Genomic DNA, 20,937 nt, shown 5'->3' with positions numbered 1-20,937 from the left:
GGTCGGCGGGCTACTTCTTCTTTCCGCCCTGGGAGCGACGCTCGGCGCGATTCACCGGGGTGGCCGGCTGGCCGAAGGCTCCGCGCTGGGCGGGTTCTTCCGGGGCGTCCGGCGCCTCGTCGGTTACCGCGGCCTTGCGGGCGCGGTCCGTTGCCGCCTGCTGGATCTGGCCGCGCTGGTTGCGCACCTCGACTCCGCCCGAATCGCTCGGGGCGGTGTAGCTGAGCTTTTCCTCGCCGGTGGAGCTGGGCGTCAGGCCCTTGGCTTCGACGATGGGGCCGGCGACGGAGCCCGGAGCCTGGCTGACTTCGACTTCGAGGTTGAACAGGAAGCCGACGGTTTCCTCGCGGATCTGGCCCATCATCTGCTGGAACATGGCGAAGCCCTCGCGCTGGTATTCCACCAGCGGGTCGCGCTGCGCCATGGCGCGCAGGCCGATGCCGTCCTTGAGGTAGTCCATCTCGTAGAGGTGGTCGCGCCAGCGACGGTCGATGACCGAGAGCACGACGCGGCGTTCGAGCTCACGCATGGCCGGGGCGCCGAGGGATTCCTCGCGGCGCTGGTAGGCGAGCTTCGCGTCCGAGATGATTTCGCGGCGCATGAACTCGCGGTTGATCTTGCCCTTGTTGCCGGCCTCGGCGACGACCTCGTCGATCGTCAGGCCGACCGGGTAGAGCGTCTTCAGCTCGGTCCACAGGGCATCGAAGTCCCAGTCGTCGCCGTTGCCCTCGCCGGTGTGCACCTCGAGCACCTCGTCGATGACATCTTCGAGGAACTTCTGGGTGCGCTCGTGCAGGTCGTCGCCCTCGAGGATGTGGCGGCGGTCGCTGTAGATCGCCTCGCGCTGGCGGTTCAGCACGTCGTCGTACTTGAGCACGTTCTTGCGGATCTCGGCGTTGCGTCCCTCGACCTGCGCCTGGGCGCTGCGGATGGCGCGGCTGACGATCTTCGACTCGATGGCCATGTCGTCCGGCACACCCTGCCGGCCCATCAGGCTCTCCGCGGCGCCGGCGTTGAACAGGCGCATCAGGTCGTCGGTGAGCGAGAGGTAGAACCGGCTTTCGCCCGGGTCGCCCTGGCGGCCGCTGCGACCGCGCAGCTGGTTGTCGATCCGGCGCGATTCGTGGCGTTCGGTGCCGAGCACGTAGAGACCGCCGACGGCGATGACCTTCTCGGCTTCTTCGGTCACGTTCACCTTGACGTTCTCGAACACGTCATCCCACGCGGCTTCGTAGTCGTCGGGGGTTTCCACCGGGCTGAGGCCCTTGGCGTTCATCTCGGCGACGGCGAGGAATTCGGCGTTGCCGCCGAGCATCACGTCGGTGCCTCGACCGGCCATGTTGGTGGCGACGGTGACCGAGCCGAGCCGGCCGGCCTGCGCGACAATCGCGGCCTCACGGGCGTGGTTCTTCGCGTTGAGCACCTCGTGGCGCACGCCCTTCCTGGCGAGCAGGCGGGAGAGGTACTCGCTCTTCTCGACGCTCGTCGTACCGACCAGGACCGGCTGGCCCTTCTCGTGGCGTTCGAGGATGTCTTCGACAACCTGGCTGAACTTGGCCTCTTCGTTCTTGTAGACGAGGTCGGCCTGGTCGATCCGCGTCATCGGCTTGTTGGTCGGGATGAGCACGACACCGAGCTTGTACGTGCTCATGAACTCGGCGGCCTCGGTCTCGGCCGTACCGGTCATCCCGGACAGCTTCGAGTAAAGGCGGAAGTAGTTCTGCAGGGTGACGGTCGCGAGGGTCTGGTTCTCGGCCTTGACCGCGACGCCCTCCTTGGCCTCGATCGCCTGGTGGATGCCCTCGTTGTACCGGCGTCCCATCAGGATGCGCCCGGTGTGCTCGTCGACGATGAGCACTTCGCCGTTCATGACGACGTAGTCCTTGTCCTTCTTGAACAGGGCGTTCGCCTTGATCGAATTGTTCAGGAAGGAGATGAGCGGGGTGTTCGCCGACTCGTACAGGTTGTCGATGCCGAGGTAGTCCTCGACCTTTTCGATCCCGGGTTCGAGCACGCCGACCGTGCGCTTCTTCTCGTCGACCTCGAAGTCGACGTTCGGAACGAGTCGCTTGGCGAGGCTGGCGAACTCGGTGAACCACCGGTTGGCCTCGCCGGAGGCGGGGCCGGAGATGATCAGCGGGGTGCGGGCCTCGTCGATGAGGATCGAGTCGACCTCGTCGACGATCGCGTAGTAGTGGCCGCGCTGGACCATGTCGGAGGCCTGCCAGGCCATGTTGTCGCGCAGGTAGTCGAAGCCGAACTCGTTGTTCGTGCCGTAGGTGATGTCCGCCTGGTACTGGTCGCGGCGCTGCTCGGGCGTCTGGCCGGAGAGGATGCAGCCGGTGGTCATCCCGAGCGCACGGAAGACGCGTCCCATGAGCTCGCTCTGGTAGCTGGCGAGGTAGTCGTTCACGGTGATGACGTGAACGCCGCGGCTGGTGATCGCGTTGAGGTACGCGGCCGTCGTCGCGACGAGGGTCTTGCCCTCACCGGTCTTCATCTCCGCGATGTTGCCGAGGTGCAGGGCCGCCCCGCCCATCAGCTGCACGTCGAAGTGGCGCATACCCAGGGTGCGGGTGGATGCCTCGCGCACGGCGGCGAACGCCTCGGGCAGCAGGTCGTCCAGCGATTCGCCGTTCGAGTACCGCTCGCGCAGCTGCACGGTCTCGTTCTTCAGCTCCTCGTCGGTGAGGTGTCGGAAGTCTTCTTCCAGCGCGTTGATCGCCTTCGCATAGTTCTCGAGGCGGCGCAGAACGCGCCCCTCGCCTACACGAAGAACCTTTTCCAGAATTGAGGCCACGAATGCACTCCACTAGTCGTCACGGCGCGCGGACGCGCCTGTCGTCCGGTCGGACGCACGTAGCGCCGACCCAGCCGGCAACTATAGCAATGCTAGTTGGTCACAGGCTGGGTCGGCTGGCAGCGGCCTACGCCTCGCGCAATTCTTCCGCTTTGTCGTCAAGTTCGATGACGCCGTAGTCCCAGCCCTTGCGCCGGTAGACGACGCTCGGACGCTTGGTTTCCGCGTCCTGGAAGAGGTAGAAGTCGTGGCCGACGAGCTCCATGAAGTAGAGGGCGTCGTCCACGGTCATCGGCGCCGCGGCGAAGACCTTGCGCCTGATCACGACCGGGCAGTACTCCTCTTCGTCCGGCTCGGCCGGGTGTTCCTCGGTGACGATCGGGATCGCTCCCGTGCGCACGCGTTCGAGGGTTTCCACATCCGCCGGGGTGATGTCGACGACGCTGAAGCCCCCGGCGGTGGCCTCCTGCAGCGAGGTGGGGCGGTGGGCGCCGCCGCGGTGCACCTTCTTACGGTCCTTCGCCCGGCGGACGCGCTCCAGGAGCCGGCCGAGGGCGACGTCGAACGCCGCGTACTTGTCGGAGCCGTCGGCCTCGGCACGCACGATGGGCCCCTTGCCGATCAGGGTCAGTTCGACGCGGTCCTTGCCGGCGGCACCGGTGCGCTCGTTCTTCTCGCGATGGCGGCTCACCCTGATCTCGAGGGCGAGGGCCTTGTCGGCGAGGGCCGCGATCTTCTCGGACTTGTCGAGGGCGTATTGCCGGAACCGATCTGTGATGCCCAGGTTACGTCCAACGATATTAGTTTCCATGACGACCTCCAGATCCGGCGGACCGCCCTGATTCTGGGCGATCGTTGCGCGCCGTTAACAACACCGTAGCCCGGTGTGCGGGATAAGTCACCCGTTTCACCTGCCAGTTCCCGGGGAGTGTCCAGCGGCCGGGAAAAGCCGCCGCGTTTCCGCGAGGGTGGCCAGTCCGAGCACCTCGCCGCCCGCCTCGAGCACGGCGCGCCGGGCCTCCAGGATCGTCGCGCCGGTGGTCAGGATGTCGTCGACGACGACGCAGCGGAAGCCCCCCAGCGGCCTCCGCGCGAGCAACGAGCCGTGCCTGTTCCGGGCGCGGGCCTCGCGTCCGAGACCGACCTGGTCCGTGGTGCCGCCGACCTGCCGGAGCACGGGCGTCCCGGCGAGGCCGGCCCTGGCCAGCAGCAGTTCGACGGGATGGAAGCCCCGGGCGCGCCAGGCCTTCCGGGACGCCGGGATGGTCACCAAGTGCACGCCGCGGTCGTCCGGGACACGGCCGCCCGCGGCGGATGCCGCGAGCGCGGCTGCGACGGCCAGCCGGAGGGGCACCGCGAGCGTGGCCGCCGCGTCGGTGCGGCCGCCGTCCTTGAATGCGCCCAGGACTCGCCTGGCCACCCCGGAGTAGTCCAGGCCCGACCAGACCGGCACGTCGTCCCGGCTGCACGGGTGCACCGCGGGGCGGAGCGCCATGCGGCAGTCCTCGCAGAGCGACCGGTCGGGCGCTCCGCAGCCGCTGCACTCGGTGGGGAGCACCACGCCCCAGGCGTCGAGTCCGGCGCGGCGGACGGCGTCGAGGTGGCCCATGCGGCCATCCTGCGCTCGGCCGGCCCCCCGGCCACAGGCGAAGCCCCGGTCGGTGCGGTCCCTTCGCCAGATCGTGCTGTTCAGGATTGGCCGCAGCGCGCGCATCCCCGGCGTCGTCCGGTTGAGTCGCGGACAACGAACCTTCCTCGTGAAGCTGAGGGTACTTTGTCCGCATCTCAGCCTGGGTGAGCGCGTTCCAGGGTGCGGGGAGGAATCTCGGGAGGGAGGCCCTAGCCGGCAATACCCTGCTGCGTGGCGATGAGCACGACCTCGTCGATGCGCTCCTGCCAGCCGACCCCCCGCTGCACCTGGAGGGCTCCGCTCGCCGACAGGGCGCGCAGCTCCCGCAGGGTGTGGCTTCCGGCGATGGAGACGCTGCCGGGCGCCGACTCGAGCACGGTGGTCCCGCCGCCGATCTGCTGGGCGACGATGCGTTCCTCCCCGCTGGGCAACCGGATGAGCGACCCCACGGTCAGCTCGTCGATCCAGGTCGCGTCGAGCGGGAGGCCCGCGCCCGAGGACAGCACGACGGGCTCGCCGAGGCCGACCGGAACCGCGTTGTTGTCGCGCTTGATCGCCGCGACGACGAACAGGGAGTCGGTGCCCGATCGCAACAGGGCCAGCAGCCGGGTGCCGTCGCGGGAGACGTCCAACGACACGATCGACGAGGCCTCCTGCCAGGGCGCCGGAACGGCGATCGCCTTGCCGGCGAGAGTGTACACGAACAGCTCGCCGGGCCGCGCCGACGGCACCGACCAGACGTAGCCGTCGGAGTCGATGGAGGGAGCGATCAGGCCCGAGCGGGGATCGAGGCGCACCGGGTCGTCGCCGACCCGGACGCCGTACACGCCGGCATCCGTCAGCACGGCGGCCATGGCCTGGCCGGGAGAGAGCGTGACGGCCCTCGGCTTCAGGGCGGCGACCGGCTCCGAGATGCCGGCAATCGGCGTGAGGGCTGCCCCGCTGGCCGCTAGGAATCCGAACTTCCCGTCCCGCAGCAGCAGGGTCCGGGCGTCGACGCGCGGATTCGCGATCGGGGCGTTCGCGCCCATCTCGCCGATGTCCTGTGAGTTCTGGTTGATGGTGATCGTTGCGGTCAGACCGGGCGGGAGGCTGCGGGAAAGCTGCGCCTCCATGCGTTGCAGGGAGACCCGATCGGCGTTCAGGGCCTCGCTGTTGAGGTCGACCTTGGCGTCGCGGGCCACCACCCGCACCGCGTCCGCGGTGAGTTTCGTTCCCTCGGGAAACGCCGTCGCAACCGCACCGGAGAGCCAGGGGCTGGGACCGGCGAGCACTCCCTTGACGATCTTCGTGGGGGCCGAAGCCCCGCGCGGGAACCACCTCAGGTCCGGCACCAGGTATCGGAAGCTCGGATCGAAGAAGTACAGCGCCTGCGCACTGAACACCTCGCGGAACGTGTTGCGGTCGATCACCGTGCCGTCGGGTGCCTCGCTGATCCGCCACTGCCCGCCGACCCGTGCGAATTCGTAGCGCAGGGGCACCGGGGAGGAGGAATCAACGGTGCTGTACTGCCCCCTGGCATCGACCTCGGCGACCGGCGTGACCGAGAACTGCATGGTGGTCTCGTCGACGACCGTCGTGCTGCGCCCGGACCCGTCGTCGACCGTGACGCCCGCGTCGGGCTCCCAGGTACTGCTGTAGTCCGGGGTCAGGAACTCCCGGGCGATGGCGTAGTTGCCCTCCGGACTTGACGCCGCCTCGATGAAACCACGCAGGATGGCATCCGTGCTGCCGTCCTTGAGCGGCTTGGACGGCAGGAACACGGGTGCCGGGTTGTCGTCCGGCAGGGCGGACTGACCGGCCTCCACTGCCCCGTCCCGTGGAATTCCCGAGCAGCCCGTGAGCAGGACGGCGGCGGCCGCGAGCACCGCCAGGGCGCCGGAGCCGATCCGGTTGCGGCATCTCCGGTTACGCATAGTGGCCCTTCGTTGTGCCGGGGGCGAAGCCGGCGACGACGGGGTGGGCATCCGCGGGCGGCAGCGGCAGCGGAGAACTCACGAGTTCGCCGCTCGTGCCCCGCGGAAGCGTCAGCCGGAAGCAGGACCCCTGCCCCGGCGAGGACCAGACCTGCAGCAGACCGCGGTGCGCGTTCGCATCCTCGAGCGAGATCGCCAGCCCGAGGCCGGTCCCGCCGATCGTGCGCCGGCGCGACGGGTCGGCCCGCCAGAACCGGTCGAACACATGCGCGACCTCCGCCTCCGTCATCCCCAGGCCGTAGTCCCGCACCGACAGGGCGACCGCGCCGGCGTTGCTGTCGACCGACACGACGACGGGTTTCCCCTCGCCATGCTCGATCGCGTTGCCGATCAGGTTGTTCAGGATGCGACGGATCCGGCGCGGGTCGACGTCGGCGTCCAGGTGGCCGCCCGGCGCGACGAGCCGCAGGTCGGTGCCCTTGGACTCGCCGAGGGAGCGCATCCCCTCGATCGTGTCCTGAACGAGGTGCACGAGGTTCGTCGGCTCCGACTCGAGTTGGACGGATCCGGCGTCGTAACGGCTGATCTCCAGCAGGTCGCTGAGCAGGAGTTCGAACCGCTCGACCTGGGTGTGCAGCAGCTCCGCGGTGCGCTCGGTCGCCGGGGGGAAGCTCGCACGCTGGTCGTAGAGCACGTCGCCGGCCAGCCTGATCGTCGTCAAGGGGGTGCGGAGCTCATGCGACACGTCGGAGACGAACCGCTGCTGCATCTCCGAGAGGTCGGCGAGCTCCTTGATCTGGCTCTGCAGGCTGTCCGCCATTCCGTTGAACGACCGGGCCAGGGTGGCGATGACATCCTCGCCCTTCTCCGGGATCCGAACGGCGAGGTCGCCGGAAGCCAGCTTCTGGCTCGTTTCCGCGGCGACCCGGAGCGGGGTGACGACAAAACGCACGACGATCCAGGTGACGGCGCCGATCAACAGCATCAGCGCAATTCCCGCCACGCCGAGGGTCTGCTGCACGAACAGCAGGGTGGCCTCGGCGTCCTGGAGGCTGTAGCCGATGTAGAGCTCGTACTGGCCGGCGACGGGCACGGTGAGCTGGGAGCCGACGACGACGCCGGGGAACTGCGTGCCCTCATCCGTCGACAGCGTCACGGACTGCCAGAACTGTTCGCCGGAGTTGCCTCGCACCGCCCCGCGCAGGTCGCTGGAGATGACACCGGTCGAGGCACCGAAGGTCGAGAAGTCCTGCGGAGCCACCGTCGACGCCTCCTGCCCCGGCACGCGGAACACGGCAATCAGGCGGCTCGACGAGGCTGCGGTCACCTGCGTGCGCGCGGAGCCGAGCAGGGTCTGCACCTGCACCCGGTCGGCGGCGTCGGAGGAATTCAGGATGCCCTGGGCCGCGGTGGTCGCCCGGTTCGACTCGAGCAGCACCTGGTTCAGCCTGGACTGGAACAGGTCATTGCCGATACTGACGGACATGTACACGCCGACCAGGGCGATGGCCACACCGGAGAGCAGCACCGTGATGCCCACCGTGCGGAATTGCAGGGATGAGCGCCACGTGGAGACGATCTGGCGGGGCCAGGACCGCCAGGACCGCCAGCCGAAGCCGGTCACGCCCGACCGAGCAGCCACGAGGGACCTACCCCGCCGCGCCGGCCCGGTAGCCCACGCCGCGCACCGTCATCACGATGCGAGGGTTGTCCGGGTCGTCTTCCACCTTGGCGCGCAGTCGCTGCACGTGCACGTTGACGAGACGCGTGTCGGCCTTGTAGTGGTAGCCCCACACCTGCTCCAGGAGCATCTCCCGGGTGAACACCTGCTGCGGTTTCGACGCGAGCGCGAGGAGCAGGTCGAATTCGAGCGGCGTGAGGTTGATCCGTTGTTCGCCGCGCCTGACCTCGTGGCCGGCCGCATCCACGACGAGGTCGCCGATCTGCAGGCTGCCCGAGGCGCCCGCCGGGGTCGGGCGGAGGCGCGTCTTGATCCGGGCCACCAGCTCTTTCGGATTGAAGGGCTTGACCATGTAGTCGTCGGCGCCCGACTCGAGGCCCTTGACGACGTCGGTCGTGTCGGACTTGGCCGTCAGCATGATGATGGGAGTGCCGGATTCGGCGCGGATGAGACGGCACACCTCGATTCCGTCGAGACCCGGCAGCATCAGGTCAAGCAGAACAAGGTCGGGCTTGCCGTCATGGAACGCGTCGAGCGCCAGGGCGCCGTCGGCACAGAACGAAGGCTCGAAACCCTCGCCGTGCAGCACGATGCCAATCATCTCGGCCAGCGCAATGTCGTCATCGACGACCAAAATGCGTGCGTTCATACGTCCGTTCCGCTCAGCTCGCCCGTGGATTCCACGCCGAGTCGTACAATCTCTGGCACAAGAGTAGCGGAGGGTGCCGCAAGTAGCCTGATCCTCGTGATTTCGGCGGCCGGGTATGCCAGCATAATGGGGTGACGGACCCCCAGAACTGGCTCCCCCCGACGAACGCCGACCGTCCGGCGCCGCCCTTCGGTGCGTACGGACCACCCCAGCCCGGCGGCGGACCGCCGCCCGGCTGGAGTCCCCCACCGAAGCCCGGTCTCATCCCGCTGCGCCCGCTCGGCTTCGGCACACTGCTCTGGGCGCCGTTCCAGGTGCTGCGCCGGAACCCCCGGGCCACCTTCGGCAGCGCCCTGATCGTGCAGGCCGTCATCACCCTGGTCACCCTGGTGGTCGTCGGCGTCGTCACGTTCCTCGCCCTCGGCCGGATTGAGAGCGCGTCCCTGGCCGAGCGCGATGCGGTCGAGGCGGGCTCCGCCGTGGCGATCGTGCTGTCGGCCATCGTGCCCATCGCGCTGTCGGTGATCGCATCCGCCCTGCTGCAGGGCATCATCGTGGTCGAGGTGGCGAGGGGGACACTCGGTGAGAAACTCCGCCTCGGCCGGCTCTGGCGTGCGGCCGGCGGCCGCCTGTGGCCGCTCGTCCTCTGGGCCGTCCTGCTCAGCACCGCGGTGCTCCTGGCCGGGGGCGTCATGGTCGCCGGCGTTGCGCTCCTCGTCACGCTGGGCGGGGCGTGGGTGGGGCTGGGGGTGGCCCTCGGCGTCCTGGGCGGCCTGGCCCTGCTGGCGCTGGGCACCTGGCTGTTCACGAAGACCTCGCTCGTGCCGAGCCTGATCGTGCTCGAACGGCTCGGAATCCGGGCGGCGGCGCGCAGGTCCTGGTCGTTGACCGACGGCTACTTCTGGCGCACCCTCGGGGTGCAGTTCCTGGTCGCCACGATGGTCAACGTCGTCGCCCAGATCGTGACCACCCCCCTGGGCATCCTGTTCGGAGTCGCCGTTTCCCTGGTCGATCCGAACGACGCGTTCGAGGCCTGGATTCCGTCCATCGTCTTGTACGTGCTGATCATTTTCACCGCGCTGGTGCTCGGCGCCGTGACCGCGGTCATCCAATCCGCCACAACCGCCCTGCTCTACATCGACCTCCGGATGCGCAAAGAGGGCCTGGATCTGGACCTTCAGCGCTTCGTCGAATCGGCCGGGGCGGATGACCCGTACCTCGTGGCACCCGGCCGGGACACGGGCGCCCCCCGGGCATGATCGATCCCGACGCGCCGGAAGCCCGGCAGTGGCTGCGCGAAGAGCTGGCGAAGGCCGCCTACCAGGCCGCCAGGCCGACCTGGTTCGACCGGCTGTCGAAGGCCGTCCTCGACTGGTTCGGCTCGCTCACCGCCCCCTCCGACAGCCTGTTGGCACCCTGGGTCCCGCTCGTCCTGACGGTGCTGCTCGGGGCGGCCCTGGTGGCCGCGTACCTCATTTTCGGCCCGCCGCGGCGGGCTCGGCGCAGCACCACCGCCGCGGAACTGTTCGGCGCGGACGACCGGCGCAGCTCCGAAGACCTCCGCCGTGCGGCCGCCGCCGCGGCCGCCGGCGGGGACTGGACCCTCGCGGCCCAGGAAACGTTCCGGGCCCTGGCCCGGGGGCTCATCGAGCGCTCCGTGCTGCTGGTGACGCCCGGCACGACCGCGCACGCCTTCGCCGACCGCGCGGCAGGAGCCTTCCCGGAGCACGCCGCGGGCCTGGCCGAGGCCGCCCGGCGCTTCGACCGCCTGCGCTATCTCGGCGACCAGGGAACGGAGCCCGACTACCTGCAGGTCCGGGCCCTGGAACTGGCCCTGCGCGCCGCGCGTCCGCGCTGCCTGGACGTTCTGTTCGAGTCGGCAGCGCCGTGACGGCCACGCTGCGGGAGCGGCCGGACGGCACGAACGCGCCCGCGCTGACCCCGACCCTCCGGGTTTCGGCTCGGCGGTGGCTGTTCTGGATCCTGGCCGGGGCCGGCGCCATCCTCGTCTCGGTCGCTGCCGCGCTGCTGGCCGGCGGCAGCAAGGCCGGCGGGACACCGCTCGCCGCCGACAACGCGGGCGAGGCGGGCGGCCGCGCCCTGGTCGAGGTGCTGCGCGACCGGGGCGTGAGCGTGACCCTGGCCGACACCCTCGGCCAGGCCCGCCGCGCGACCCGGTCGGCGACCGACCCGACCGTGTTCTTCTCGGATGCCGCGGGCTACCTGGACGCCGCCGGGCTCGCGGAGATGGCGGCGCTCGCGCCGCGTACCGTCCTGGCCGATCCGCACTTCGCCGCCCTGCAGGCGCTGGCGCCAGGCGTCGGGTTCGGCGGCGTCTCCGGGGCGGACTCCCTCCCGGCCGAATGCGACCTGGCGGCCGCGGTGAAGGCGGGCGAACTCTCCCCCGGCGGCACCACCCTCACGCTCATCGGGCAGGACGGGCCGGGCCGGGCGACGCTCACCGGCTGCTTCCCCAGCGACGGGGACCGGTATTCGCTGATCGAGCGCACTGTGGGCGACCATACGCTGACCCTGCTCGCCGACGGCTCGAAGCTGAGCAATGGATCGATCGGCACCTTCGGCAACGCGGCGCTCGCGCTGAACCTGCTCGGCCAGGGCGACACGGTCGTCTGGTACCTGCCCACGCTCGCCGACGTCGCCGAAACCGGACCGCCCTCGCTCGGCGAGCTGACCCCGGGCTGGGTCACGCCGACACTCGTCCTCGGTGCGCTCACCGCCCTGGCCGCCTTCGTCTGGCGTGGCCGCCGGTTCGGCCCCCTGGTCGCCGAGAACCTGCCCGTGACGGTGCGGGCCAGGGAAACCATGGAGGGCAGGGCACGGCTGTACGCGCGCGGTGACGCCCGCCTGCACGCCATCGACGCCCTGCGAATGGGCGCGCTCCAGCGACTGGCCACCCGCCTCGGCCTGCCCCGGACCGCCGGGGCCGACGAGATCGTGCTCGCCGTCGCGGCGATCACCGGCCGGCCGACGGACCAGGTCGGAACGGTCCTGATCGGGGCGATTCCGGCCAGCGACCGCGAGCTCGTCGCGCTGTCGGACCAGATCGAAGATCTCGAACGCCGGGCGATCCGCCAGGCCACGCCCCCGTCACACGGAAGAATGAGCCCATGACGACTCCCGCCCCGGCCATCGACACGCTGCGCCAGTCCCTCGCCCAGGTGCGAACCGAAGTCGGCAAGGCCGTCGTCGGCCAGGACGGCGCCGTGACCGGACTGATCATCGCGTTGCTCGCCCGGGGCCACGTGCTGCTCGAGGGGGTGCCCGGCGTCGCCAAGACGCTGCTCGTGCGCGCGCTGAGTCATGCCCTGAGCCTGGACACGAAGCGCGTGCAGTTCACACCCGACCTGATGCCCGGCGACGTCACCGGGTCACTCGTATACGACACCGCCGAGGGGGAGTTCGAGTTCCGCCGGGGCCCGGTGTTCACGAACATCCTGCTCGCCGACGAGATCAACCGCACCCCGCCGAAGACCCAGTCGGCCCTGCTCGAGGCGATGGAGGAGCGACAGGTGAGCGTCGACGGCGTCTCCCTGCCGCTCCCGGAGCCGTTCATCGTGGCCGCGACGATGAACCCGATCGAATACGAGGGCACGTACACGCTGCCGGAGGCGCAGCTGGACCGCTTCCTGCTCAAACTCGTGCTCGACATCCCCGAACGAGACGCCGAATTCGAGGTGCTGCGCCGGCACGCCACCGGCTTCAACCCGCGCGACCTGGCCGGGGCCGGGGTCACCGCCGTGCTCGGGTCGGCCGGGCTGGCCGCGGCGCAGGCGTCCGTGGCCTCCGTCAGTTCCAGCCCGGATGTCCTCGCCTACATCGTCGACCTGGCCCGTGCCACGCGGAGCAGCCCGTCCGTGCGGCTGGGCGTGAGCCCGCGCGGGACGACGGCCCTCCTCGCCTCCGCGAAGGCGTGGGCGTGGCTGGGCGGGTACGACTCGATCACCCCGGACCACGTGCAGGCGATGGTGCTGCCCGTCTGGCGGCACCGGATCCAACTGCGGCCGGAGGCAGAACTCGAGGGCGTCTCCGTCGACGCCATCCTGCGCGGAATCGTGCAGCAGATCCAGGTACCGATCTAACCCCGTCGATGGCCCTCACCGGACGGTTCGTCGCACTCGTCGCCCTCGGCGCCGTGCCGATCGTGCTGTTCGGCCGGACCGTGCCGGAGGCCCTCGGCGTGCTCGGGTGGTGGCTCGGGGCGGTGCTCGCGCTCGGCCTGCTCGACCTGGCCCTGGCGGCCTCCCCCCGGAGCGTCTCGCTCGAGCGCGACCTCCCCGGCCGGGTGCGGCTGGGCGAGTCGGCGATCAGCCGCCTGGCCCTGACCAACACCGGCCGGCGCACGCTGCACGGCGTCGTGCGGGATGCCTGGCAGCCGTCCGCGGGAGCCGGCAACAACCGCACTCCGGTCACCATCCCGCCCGGGGAGCGCCGCCTGGTCTCCCTCGCGCTGACGCCGTTCCGCCGCGGCGAGCGCCGGGCCCTGCACGTGACCGTGCGGTCGTTCGGGCCGCTCGGCCTGTGGGCGCGCCAGGCGACCCTGGACGCGCCCGGGCGCATCCGGGTGCTGCCGCCGTTCGCCTCCGCCAGACACCTGCCATCCCGGCTGACCCGGTTGAAGGAACTCGACGGGCGGACCAGCCTGCTCGTGCGCGGGCAGGGCACGGAATTCGATTCCCTGCGCGAGTACGTCCGGGGCGACGATGTGCGATCCATCGACTGGCGTGCGACGGCCCGGCGGAACGATGTGATGGTGCGCACCTGGCGGCCGGAGCGTGACCGCCGGGTGGTCATTGTCATCGACACCGGGCGCACATCGGCGGCGCGCGTCGACACCGAGCCGCGCCTCGACACCGCCTTCGAAGCCGCACTGCTGCTGGCCGCGCTGGCCTCGCGGGCCGGCGACCGCGTCGACGTCGTCGCGTGGGACCGGCGCGTTCGCGGCCGGGTGCACGGGGCCCAGGGCGCGGAGTTGCTCTCCCGGATGGTCGACGCCATGGCGCTGATCGAGCCGGAGCTGATCGAGGTGGACTGGGCGGCGGTGCCCGGGCAGGTTCGTGCGCTGACCAGCCAGCGTGTCCTCGTCGTGCTGCTCACCTCGATCGATGCCGCCGGGGCGACGTCGGGCCTGCTGTCGGTGCTGCCCGAGCTGACCCGGCGGCACACCGTGCTGGTCGCCTCCGTCACCGACCCGGCCGTCGCCGAAGCCGTGGGGGAACGCGGCAACCGCGAAGCGGTGTACCGCGCTGCGGCGGCCGAACGGGCGCTCCTGGACACCGGACGCGTCTCCGCGGCGATCCGCCAGCTGGGCGCCGACGTCGTCACGGGCTCCCCCGCGGCGCTGCCCCCCGCCCTGGCCGACCGCTACATCGCCCTCAAGGCGGCCGGCCGGCTCTAGCCCGCGGAATTGCGGGCCTGTTCCGCCCGGTCGCGTTCGGACCCGGCCTACCCGCGGATGAGCTCGAGGACCTCGTCGCGCACCCGGGCCATCACGGCGGGGGTCGCCGCCTCGACGTTCAGGCGCAGCAGCGGCTCGGTGTTCGACGGGCGGACGCTGAACCACCAGAACGGTTCATCCGTGCTGGTCATGCCGGTGACGGTGAGCCCGTCGAACTCGTCGAAATCGGCCTTGCCGGTGTAGGCCTCGACGATGCGCGAGTACGCGGCCGGCACATCCTCGACGGTGGAGTTGATTTCGCCGGACAACGCATACGGCGTGAAGCGGGCCGACAGCTCCGACAACGGGCGGTCCTGGTGACCGTACTCGGCGAGCACGTGCATCGCGGCGAGCATGCCGTTGTCGGCGCCCCAGAAGTCCCGGAAGTAGTAGTGGGCGGAGTGCTCGCCGCCGAAGATCGCCCCGGTCTCACGCATTTCGTCCTTGATCAGCGAGTGGCCGACCCGCGTGCGCACCGGGATGGCACCGGCCGCCGCGATCGTCTCCTCGACGACGCGGGAGGTGATCAGGTTGTGGATGACGAAGATCTCCCCGTCCGGCTGGGCTGCGCGGACGCGGGTGATCTCGCGCAGGGCCACAATCGCGGCGACGGCGGAGGGGTTGACCGCCTGGCCGGTCTCGTCGACGACGAAGCAGCGGTCGGCGTCGCCGTCGAATGCGAGGCCGAGGTCGGCCCCGTGCAGGACGACGGCCTTCTGCAGGTCGACGATGTTCGCCGGGTCGAGGGGGTTGGCCTCGTGGTTGGGGAACGTGCCGTCGAGCTCGAAGAAGAGGGGAATGATCTCGATCGGCAGTTTCGCCAGGCCGACGGCCTCGCCGAGCACGGCCGGGACGGTCAGCCCGCCCATCCCGTTGCCGGCGTCGACCACGATCTTGATCGGCCGGATGCCGGTCAGGTCGACGAGCCGGCGCAGGTACGTCGCGTAGTCGGCGAGCACGTCGAGGTCGCGGCTGCCGCCGGGGACGGCCACCTCCGGGATGCCCTCGGCCAGGTAGACCGCCGCCCGGTCGCGGATGGCGCCGAGCCCGGTGTCCATGCTGATGCCCTGCGCGCCGGCACGGGAGAACTTGATGCCGTTGTACTCGGCCGGGTTGTGACTGGCGGTGAACATGGCTGCGGGCGCATTCAGGCTGCCGGAGGCGAAGTAGCTTTCATCGGTGGAGCAGAGGCCGATCGAGACGACCGTGGCTCCGCGGGCCCGGGCGCCGCGGGCGAAGGCGGCCGCGAACCCAGGGGAGGAATCGCGCATATCGTGCCCGACGACGACCTCGGTCCCGGCCGCGCCGACCTCGTCGACGAACCCGGCCGCCAGGGCGGCGACGATGTCGGCGGTCAGCGTGCTGCCGACCAGTCCGCGAACGTCATACGCCTTGACGATGGTGTTGAGGTGGGCAATGGCATCGTCGTTCAGGGCGGAACTCATGCCCCAAAATCTACCTCACCCCGCAGTGTCTCCCATCACGCGGTGGCGCACGACCTGCCAGCCCTGGGGCGCGGAGGTGCGGGCGGCGTGCCGCTCGCAGAGGTCATAGGCGTGCGGTTCGTGCGCGGCCGAGAGGGGACCGAGCACGGCCATGGAGTCGGCGTAGACGAAGGTCAACGTGGCCACGGCCGGATCGCCGCAGGTGATTCGGGAACACGGCCGGTTTGACATAGTGCTTCAGGCTACCGCCGGCGGAGCCGGAAGTAGGATGGCAACATGCCCCGATCACGCCGTTCCGCAGAACCGGCACCGGCGCCCACCGCTCGCGGGCGCGGCCGGGACCGGCACGGACGCGGAATCCGCAGCTCCGCGACCGGGCCGTACCTGCCCCCGCTGCGCACGCGCATCGACCTGTTCGATATGACCATCGCCTCCTCCGTGGACTACCTGCGCGGCGTCTGGCCCGAGTTGGCCGACGTGGTCTTCGAGGTCGCCGCCGGTCCGCGCTCCGTCATCCCGGGGGTCGGCGTCGAGCGCTGGTGGGTGAACGCCGCGGAGCGCCGCATCGTCTTCTACCGCCTGCCGATCCAGCGACTTACCCGGCTGCACCGCAATGACGAATTCCACCAGCGGATGGTGATCGAGAGTTGCGTGTTCCGCGCCATCGCCGAGCTTCTCGGCAAGGACCCCTGGGACCTCGCGCCCGACCGGTTCCGCCACCTCTGACCCGGATGCTGCGGCGCCGGCGACTCAGCGCGGGTAGACCCGGATCGGTGTCGCCAGCGGCCCGGAGGGGTTGAGCGGGAAACCGGACAGCATCCCGGCTCCCGCATAGCTCACCGAGGCCACCAGCGATGTGCCTCCGGAGACCACGTAGCGCTCACCGCCGGCCAGCCGCCGGGCCGCCGTAGCGCCGGGGCCGACCATAAGGGTGGTTGATTTGCCGGTGTCGTCCGTGAGCGTCGCCTCGGCCTCGCCCTGGCCGGTGTTCACCAGGTGCAGGGTGGGTGCCGGGCCGCGCGCGACGCTGACCATGAAGTCGCCGGGGAACGGGGCCGAGGCCGCGAACCAGGCGAAGTCTTTGCCGTCGGTGCCGTCCGCCGAGGCGCGCGCGGCGATCACGACGGGCCGGTCGGAAACGAGTCGTACGGCGTAGTTGCCGGCGGCCAGGCCCGGCAGCGGGATCTCGGCGACGATGCCCGGCTGCACGTCGACCTTGATCGGGGCGCCCGGCCCGTCGGAGCCGATGACGACGACCTCCACCTGCGCCGACTCCTCGCCGGGCGCGAGAATGCGCACGGAGGGGATCTCGTCGGACACGTGGTCGGCGTCGGTCTCCGCGGCCGGCGGCGCTTGCGTCGTGACGACCAGCCCGGAGATGACCTGGGTGAGGGACGGGGCGGCCGACGGTGCGATCAGTTCGACGCCGGACGGCTCGATTCCCTGGATGAGACTCTGCTCGAGGGATGCGACGACCTGCCCGCCATGTGCCTCGACGTGCACGACGGGCGACTGGAGGTTCGGGGCAAGGCCGGCCAGCGAGACGATCCGTTGCGCGCCGGGCTGCACCAGGATTCCGTTTGCGCCGGGCGCATCCACGATGCCGGTCTCGCCGATGACGGTCAGGTCCACGCTCGCGACCACGGTGGTCGGGTTGCTCAGCAGCACGAGGCTGGTGCGCCCGACGTCGGTCGATCCGCCCACGAGCCACGCGTCGGCGCCGGCCTCGCCGCAGGCGGCGGCCGCAAACCCGCCGACGGATTCGCCCCGAGCGGTCTGCGACTGGCTTCCGGCCACGAGCGAGGGCACCGTGGCGCCCTCGGGCGCGGGAACGCGCAGGAGCAGGGGGCCGCCGTCGCGTTCGCTGCGCGGGTTGTCGGCGGCGGCGAGCTCGGTGACATCGTCGATGTCCGTGGGCGCATTCGCCCCGTAGGTGCTCCCGTAGACGGCGGACGCCCGGCCGACGGATGTCGCCGCCTGCGCCTGGCCCGAGTCCTCGGCGAGGGTCAGCAGCGGGCCGGGGCACACCCTCAGCTGCTCGGCCGGGATGGGCGCGACCAGGGCGGAGGGCGGGGTGCGGGTCGCGGTCGGCCAGGGGATGATCGCCGCTGCACCCGCGGCGCTGACGGCCAGGGTGAGGCCGAGGAGGCCGGCGGCGATTCGGGAGCCCGTTTGGACTGCGCGATTACCGGTCACGGTCGTCCTCCTGCTGCTGGGTCGGGGCGTCGTCCGGCGTGGGTGTGACAGCCGGATCCGGGGTTTCGACCGGCGTGGGGGTGTCGACCGGCGTGGGGGCGCCGCCCCGAGCCCTTTGGGCGCCCGGTTTTGCCCCGCGGACGGATCTGCCGGCGCGCGCAGCCCTCGGCGCCCGCTCCGGCCTGGCCCTGGCCCTGGCGAGGCGCTTCTGCTTGGTTTTCTCCCTCGCCGTGCGCCGGATCGCGTCGCGGTTGGCCTGGCGGACGGCCTCGGGTCCCGCTCCGGTGGGGATGGACAGCAGCACGGTCGCTCCGATGACCACCGCCGCGACGAGGAAGGCGATCAGGCCCAGCGCTCCCCCGGCGTTCGCCGGAATTGCCACGTCGCCCAGGGCATCCGCCGGGGCGTCGTGCCGCCACAGGCGGCCGAAGGTCGTGTCGCCCACCGGCGCCAGGGCGGCGTTGCCGTCGAGCGCCGTCGTCGTTCGAGTGAGCGTCTCCGCGGCCACCGGGGTGACCGGGGCGACGCGCGCCGTGCCGATCGGAGTGACCGCGGCCGGGCGCAGCAGCACGAAGCGGATCCCGAATTCGTTCAGGCCCGCCGAAGCGTCCAGGCCGCTGCGGGAGACGAGGTTGCCGGCCAGCGCGGCCAGTTCGCGCTCGTGCGCGTCCAGGCTCCGGTCGGTGCTCGACAGTGTGGATTGCTTGTCGAGGGTGACGCCGGCACCGCGAACCACCGTGGCCCGGATGCCGCCGTCGGGCTGCGGGGTGATCTGCAGCGTGCCCTGACGCGCGTTCGTCTGCGCCTCTGCGGTGACGATTGCGGGCTGGGTGCGGTCGCCGCCCGCGGAAACGACGGACGAGCCGAGGTAGAGCGACCCCACCAGCGGTGCGACCACGATGAGCAGGGCGATGCCTGCCGTCACCGCCGGCGCGATGGCATACATCCGCAGGCCGCGAAGGGCGCAGAGGACGGCGCCGGCAAGGCCCAGCCAATAGAGGCTGAGCCCGGGCCCTGCCCACACGCCCACCGGCTGCGCCCCGAGCGAAGCGAAGAAGAGGTGGCCCGCCCAGATGGCGGTCGCCAGTCCGAGGACGGCGGTGAGCACGGAGAAGCCGGCCGCCCTGGCCCCGTGCAGGAACAGCGAGACCGCGGCCAGGACGGCCAGCGGCGCAAGCAGGATCGGCACGAGCAGCTCGGCGTCGACGCCGGGGATCCCGAGGGTGTCGAGGAGGGGCGTCCAGCCGCCGAATTCGCCGGAGGGGAAGCCCAGGACCAGCTGCCATCCGGATACCGGGTGGCTCGGGAGCGGGACCCCGGGGTCGGCGAGCAGCGACAGCCAGGCGCCGCGGAGCCCCTGGTCCCAGATCAGGGGCGCGGCCAGGGCGAGGGCGGGGAGCGGGATGCCGATGAAGCGCGTGAAGCTGCGTCCGCTCACCGCGACCGACACGATCCAGCCGATCAGCAGTGCCGGAGCGAGGGAGGGAGCGCAGGTGACGACGGCAGCGAAGAGGAGCGCGGCCGACGCCGAGGCCGACCATGACCGGGCCGCGGCGTAACCGGCGAAGAAGAGCCACGGCAGGAGCAGGTGCACGAGGATGGCAGCGGGGCGTCCGGCCGCCAGTGCGGTCAGGAAGGGGGGTGACAAAACCCAGAGTGCGGCCGTGACCGCGCGCAGCGATCCGCGTTCGGTCAGGCGCGATGCGGCCATCCAGGCGCCGAAGGCGGCGAGCGGAAGCGCCAGGAAGTACAGGGCGACGAGGGCGAAGGACGGCGCCCAGAAGAAGATCGACCCGAGCACGGCGAGGACGGCGGCGAACGGGTCGGCGGCGCCGACGAACCCGAGGCCGATGTCGCGCCATCCGTAGCCTGTGGCACCCCAGAGTTCGGCAGGGGTGTTCGACAGGGGCAGGAGGCCGCCGCCGGTGAGCGTGCGCGCGCCCAGCAGCGGAGCGAGGGCCGTGATGCCCACCACCGCCGCCGCGAGCACCGTCCAGCCGCCGCCCGACACCAGGAAGCGGATCTCCGGCCGGTCGCCGCGCACGCCGGTCAGGCTGGCCTCGCGTCGGAGCGCCCGGCGGCGGCGCACCTCGACGGTGGGCACGCGCAGGCCGGCGATCGAGGCCCAGCCGAGCTTGCGTGTCGCGGCGAACCGGCGGCGGGCGCGCAACACGCGCATCCCGTGGACGGCCGCACCGAACGCGGCCGAGAACTCGCCCAGGATCGCCCCCGGCTCCTTCCGCAGCAGCTGGAAGATGGAGCGCAGGAAGGCGAGGGGAACGAGCGACAGCCAGTGGAACGGCAGGGCCCAGGCCGGTGCGTAGACCAGGCGGCGGTGCAGCCCGGCGGCACGCTCCATCCGCAGGCGTTTGCGGCGGGGGCGCCCCCGCGAGGATCCGTCCGGGCCGGCGACGCCGTCACCGGCGGAGGCGACGCGGGCCGCGGCGACGACGGAGACGCGGTAGCCGGCCATCCGCACCCGCACGCAGAAGTCGAGGGAGTCGTCGACGGCGGGGAGGGCCGGGTCGAAGCCGCCGAGCTCGTTCCACACGGTGTGCCGCACGAGCATCCCGCCGGCGCCGACGGCGAGCACATCGCTCATGCCGTCGCGCTGTCCCTGGTCGAGTTCGCTCTCGACCAGGGTCACGGTCGCGCCGAAGGACGTCATCGACTCACCGAAATCGTGGATGTAGTCTCCGGCGTCCCATTCCATCACCTTCGGTCCGGCCACGGCGACGGATGGCGCGATCTCCAGCCCGCCGAGGAGCGCCTCGAGGGCGCCCGGCGCCGGGGCGCTGTCCTGGGCGAGCAGCCAGAGCATTTCGTGGCTGGACTCCGGCGGGGCCGTGACCTTCACACCGGCGGCGATCGCCTGCCCGAACGTGAGGTCGTGTTCGGCGGAGATGAAGTGGGTGGGGCCGAATGCGGCCAGAAGCGACGCCGTGGCATCCGTCGACCCGCAGTCGACCGTGACCACGACGTCGGGCCGGCGGGTCTGCGAGGCGAGGGCCTCGAGAGTTCGCTCAAGGTGATTCGCGCCGTTACGGGCGACAAGGATGGCGGTGACTCGCGGTTGCATATCGGGAACAGCCTAGATCGGGGAGCGCCCCGCGCCCCGGAGCGTGGGGGGCGCGCCCTAAATCCGACCGGCCGCCGCGACCTTCA

16 protein-coding genes are annotated in these 20,937 nt (G+C 71.1%); 6 read left to right on the top strand and 10 right to left on the bottom strand.

Features of this window, described 5'->3' with window-relative positions; translation table 11 throughout:
- Positions 1 to 10 precede the first annotated feature (10 nt).
- The 6 genes from secA to mtrA all read right to left on the bottom strand — a co-directional run bounded on the left by secA (position 11) and on the right by mtrA (position 8,676).
- The gene (gene secA, locus E3T54_RS14970; protein ID WP_134476381.1) at positions 11 to 2,800 is read right to left on the bottom strand and encodes a preprotein translocase subunit SecA; all 2,790 of its coding nucleotides are present in this window, start codon (positions 2,798 to 2,800) and stop codon (positions 11 to 13) included.
- A gap of 127 nt (positions 2,801 to 2,927) precedes the next feature.
- Complete coding sequence (hpf, locus tag E3T54_RS14965) at positions 2,928 to 3,611, bottom strand: ribosome hibernation-promoting factor, HPF/YfiA family (protein WP_134476380.1); 684 nt, start codon at positions 3,609 to 3,611, stop codon at positions 2,928 to 2,930.
- A 96-nt stretch (positions 3,612 to 3,707) separates the two neighbouring features.
- Positions 3,708 to 4,409, bottom strand: coding sequence for a ComF family protein (locus E3T54_RS14960; RefSeq protein ID WP_134476379.1), 702 nt, complete (start codon positions 4,407 to 4,409; stop codon positions 3,708 to 3,710).
- A gap of 230 nt (positions 4,410 to 4,639) precedes the next feature.
- Positions 4,640 to 6,346, bottom strand: a complete 1,707-nt coding sequence (locus E3T54_RS14955) for an LpqB family beta-propeller domain-containing protein (RefSeq protein ID WP_166804936.1) — start codon at positions 6,344 to 6,346, stop codon at positions 4,640 to 4,642.
- The gene (gene mtrB / locus E3T54_RS14950) at positions 6,339 to 7,988 is read right to left on the bottom strand and encodes an MtrAB system histidine kinase MtrB (RefSeq protein WP_241977251.1); all 1,650 of its coding nucleotides are present in this window, start codon (positions 7,986 to 7,988) and stop codon (positions 6,339 to 6,341) included. The genes E3T54_RS14955 and mtrB overlap by 8 nt, the downstream gene beginning before the upstream one ends.
- Before the next feature lie 7 nt (positions 7,989 to 7,995).
- Entirely contained in the window at positions 7,996 to 8,676 is a 681-nt protein-coding gene (mtrA, locus tag E3T54_RS14945; RefSeq protein WP_092323075.1) for an MtrAB system response regulator MtrA, read from the bottom strand.
- A 131-nt stretch (positions 8,677 to 8,807) separates the two neighbouring features.
- Between mtrA and E3T54_RS14940 the strand changes: the two genes are divergently transcribed.
- The 5 genes from E3T54_RS14940 to E3T54_RS14920 are packed head-to-tail and all read left to right on the top strand — an operon-like array spanning position 8,808 to position 14,092.
- Positions 8,808 to 9,935 (top strand): hypothetical protein, encoded by a 1,128-nt coding sequence (locus E3T54_RS14940; protein ID WP_134476377.1) that lies wholly within the window; start codon positions 8,808 to 8,810, stop codon positions 9,933 to 9,935.
- Positions 9,932 to 10,567: a DUF4129 domain-containing protein gene (locus tag E3T54_RS14935; RefSeq protein ID WP_134476376.1), complete on the top strand. Its 636-nt coding sequence runs from the start codon at positions 9,932 to 9,934 to the stop codon at positions 10,565 to 10,567. Before E3T54_RS14940 ends, E3T54_RS14935 begins: the two co-directional genes overlap by 4 nt.
- Positions 10,564 to 11,808, top strand: a complete 1,245-nt coding sequence (locus tag E3T54_RS14930; protein ID WP_134476375.1) for a DUF4350 domain-containing protein — start codon at positions 10,564 to 10,566, stop codon at positions 11,806 to 11,808. The genes E3T54_RS14935 and E3T54_RS14930 overlap by 4 nt, the downstream gene beginning before the upstream one ends.
- Positions 11,805 to 12,776, top strand: coding sequence for a MoxR family ATPase (locus E3T54_RS14925; RefSeq protein ID WP_134476374.1), 972 nt, complete (start codon positions 11,805 to 11,807; stop codon positions 12,774 to 12,776). Before E3T54_RS14930 ends, E3T54_RS14925 begins: the two co-directional genes overlap by 4 nt.
- Positions 12,777 to 12,784: 8 nt before the next feature.
- A complete protein-coding gene (locus tag E3T54_RS14920; RefSeq protein ID WP_134476373.1) occupies positions 12,785 to 14,092 on the top strand; it encodes a DUF58 domain-containing protein in 1,308 nt (435 codons plus the stop codon).
- 47 nt (positions 14,093 to 14,139) lie between these two features.
- Here the strand turns inward: E3T54_RS14920 and E3T54_RS14915 are convergent, their stop codons facing one another.
- On the bottom strand, positions 14,140 to 15,576 hold the full coding sequence (locus tag E3T54_RS14915) for a phosphomannomutase/phosphoglucomutase (RefSeq protein ID WP_134476372.1): 1,437 nt from the start codon (positions 15,574 to 15,576) through the stop codon (positions 14,140 to 14,142).
- Positions 15,577 to 15,591: 15 nt separating this feature from the next.
- On the bottom strand, positions 15,592 to 15,807 hold the full coding sequence (locus E3T54_RS14910) for a DUF3499 family protein (protein WP_134476371.1): 216 nt from the start codon (positions 15,805 to 15,807) through the stop codon (positions 15,592 to 15,594).
- A 45-nt stretch (positions 15,808 to 15,852) separates the two neighbouring features.
- Here E3T54_RS14910 and E3T54_RS14905 point away from each other — a divergent pair, with 45 nt between their 5' ends.
- Positions 15,853 to 16,302, top strand: a complete 450-nt coding sequence (locus tag E3T54_RS14905; RefSeq protein WP_092323087.1) for a metallopeptidase family protein — start codon at positions 15,853 to 15,855, stop codon at positions 16,300 to 16,302.
- Positions 16,303 to 16,326: 24 nt separating this feature from the next.
- On the opposite strand, the gene E3T54_RS14900 is transcribed toward E3T54_RS14905, so the two are convergent.
- A complete protein-coding gene (locus E3T54_RS14900) occupies positions 16,327 to 17,772 on the bottom strand; it encodes a DUF5719 family protein (RefSeq protein ID WP_134476370.1) in 1,446 nt (481 codons plus the stop codon).
- Positions 17,762 to 20,851, bottom strand: a complete 3,090-nt coding sequence (locus tag E3T54_RS14895) for a glycosyltransferase family 2 protein (protein WP_134476369.1) — start codon at positions 20,849 to 20,851, stop codon at positions 17,762 to 17,764. Before E3T54_RS14895 ends, E3T54_RS14900 begins: the two co-directional genes overlap by 11 nt.
- Positions 20,852 to 20,937: the final 86 nt, after the last annotated feature.

The organism is Cryobacterium sp. Sr8 (assembly GCF_004403225.1).
In the GTDB taxonomy this organism is placed as follows: domain Bacteria; phylum Actinomycetota; class Actinomycetes; order Actinomycetales; family Microbacteriaceae; genus Cryobacterium; species Cryobacterium psychrotolerans.
Note: the sequence above shows the minus strand (reverse complement) of the source record. Positions and strands in the feature narration are given on the sequence as shown.

Bases quoted from the DNA above. Each gene is read 5' to 3' on its own strand.
- E3T54_RS14915 (WP_134476372.1), bottom strand. From the start codon at position 15,576: ATGAGTTCCGCCCTGAACGACGATGCCATTGCCCACCTCAACACCATC.
- E3T54_RS14955 (WP_166804936.1), bottom strand. From the start codon at position 6,346: ATGCGTAACCGGAGATGCCGCAACCGGATCGGCTCCGGCGCCCTGGCG.
- E3T54_RS14905 (WP_092323087.1), top strand. From the start codon at position 15,853: ATGCCCCGATCACGCCGTTCCGCAGAACCGGCACCGGCGCCCACCGCT.
- hpf (WP_134476380.1), bottom strand. From the start codon at position 3,611: ATGGAAACTAATATCGTTGGACGTAACCTGGGCATCACAGATCGGTTC.
- E3T54_RS14960 (WP_134476379.1), bottom strand. From the start codon at position 4,409: ATGGGCCACCTCGACGCCGTCCGCCGCGCCGGACTCGACGCCTGGGGC.
- E3T54_RS14935 (WP_134476376.1), top strand. From the start codon at position 9,932: ATGATCGATCCCGACGCGCCGGAAGCCCGGCAGTGGCTGCGCGAAGAG.
- E3T54_RS14895 (WP_134476369.1), bottom strand. From the start codon at position 20,851: ATGCAACCGCGAGTCACCGCCATCCTTGTCGCCCGTAACGGCGCGAAT.
- E3T54_RS14920 (WP_134476373.1), top strand. From the start codon at position 12,785: ATGGCCCTCACCGGACGGTTCGTCGCACTCGTCGCCCTCGGCGCCGTG.
- mtrA (WP_092323075.1), bottom strand. From the start codon at position 8,676: ATGAACGCACGCATTTTGGTCGTCGATGACGACATTGCGCTGGCCGAG.
- E3T54_RS14910 (WP_134476371.1), bottom strand. From the start codon at position 15,807: ATGTCAAACCGGCCGTGTTCCCGAATCACCTGCGGCGATCCGGCCGTG.
- E3T54_RS14925 (WP_134476374.1), top strand. From the start codon at position 11,805: ATGACGACTCCCGCCCCGGCCATCGACACGCTGCGCCAGTCCCTCGCC.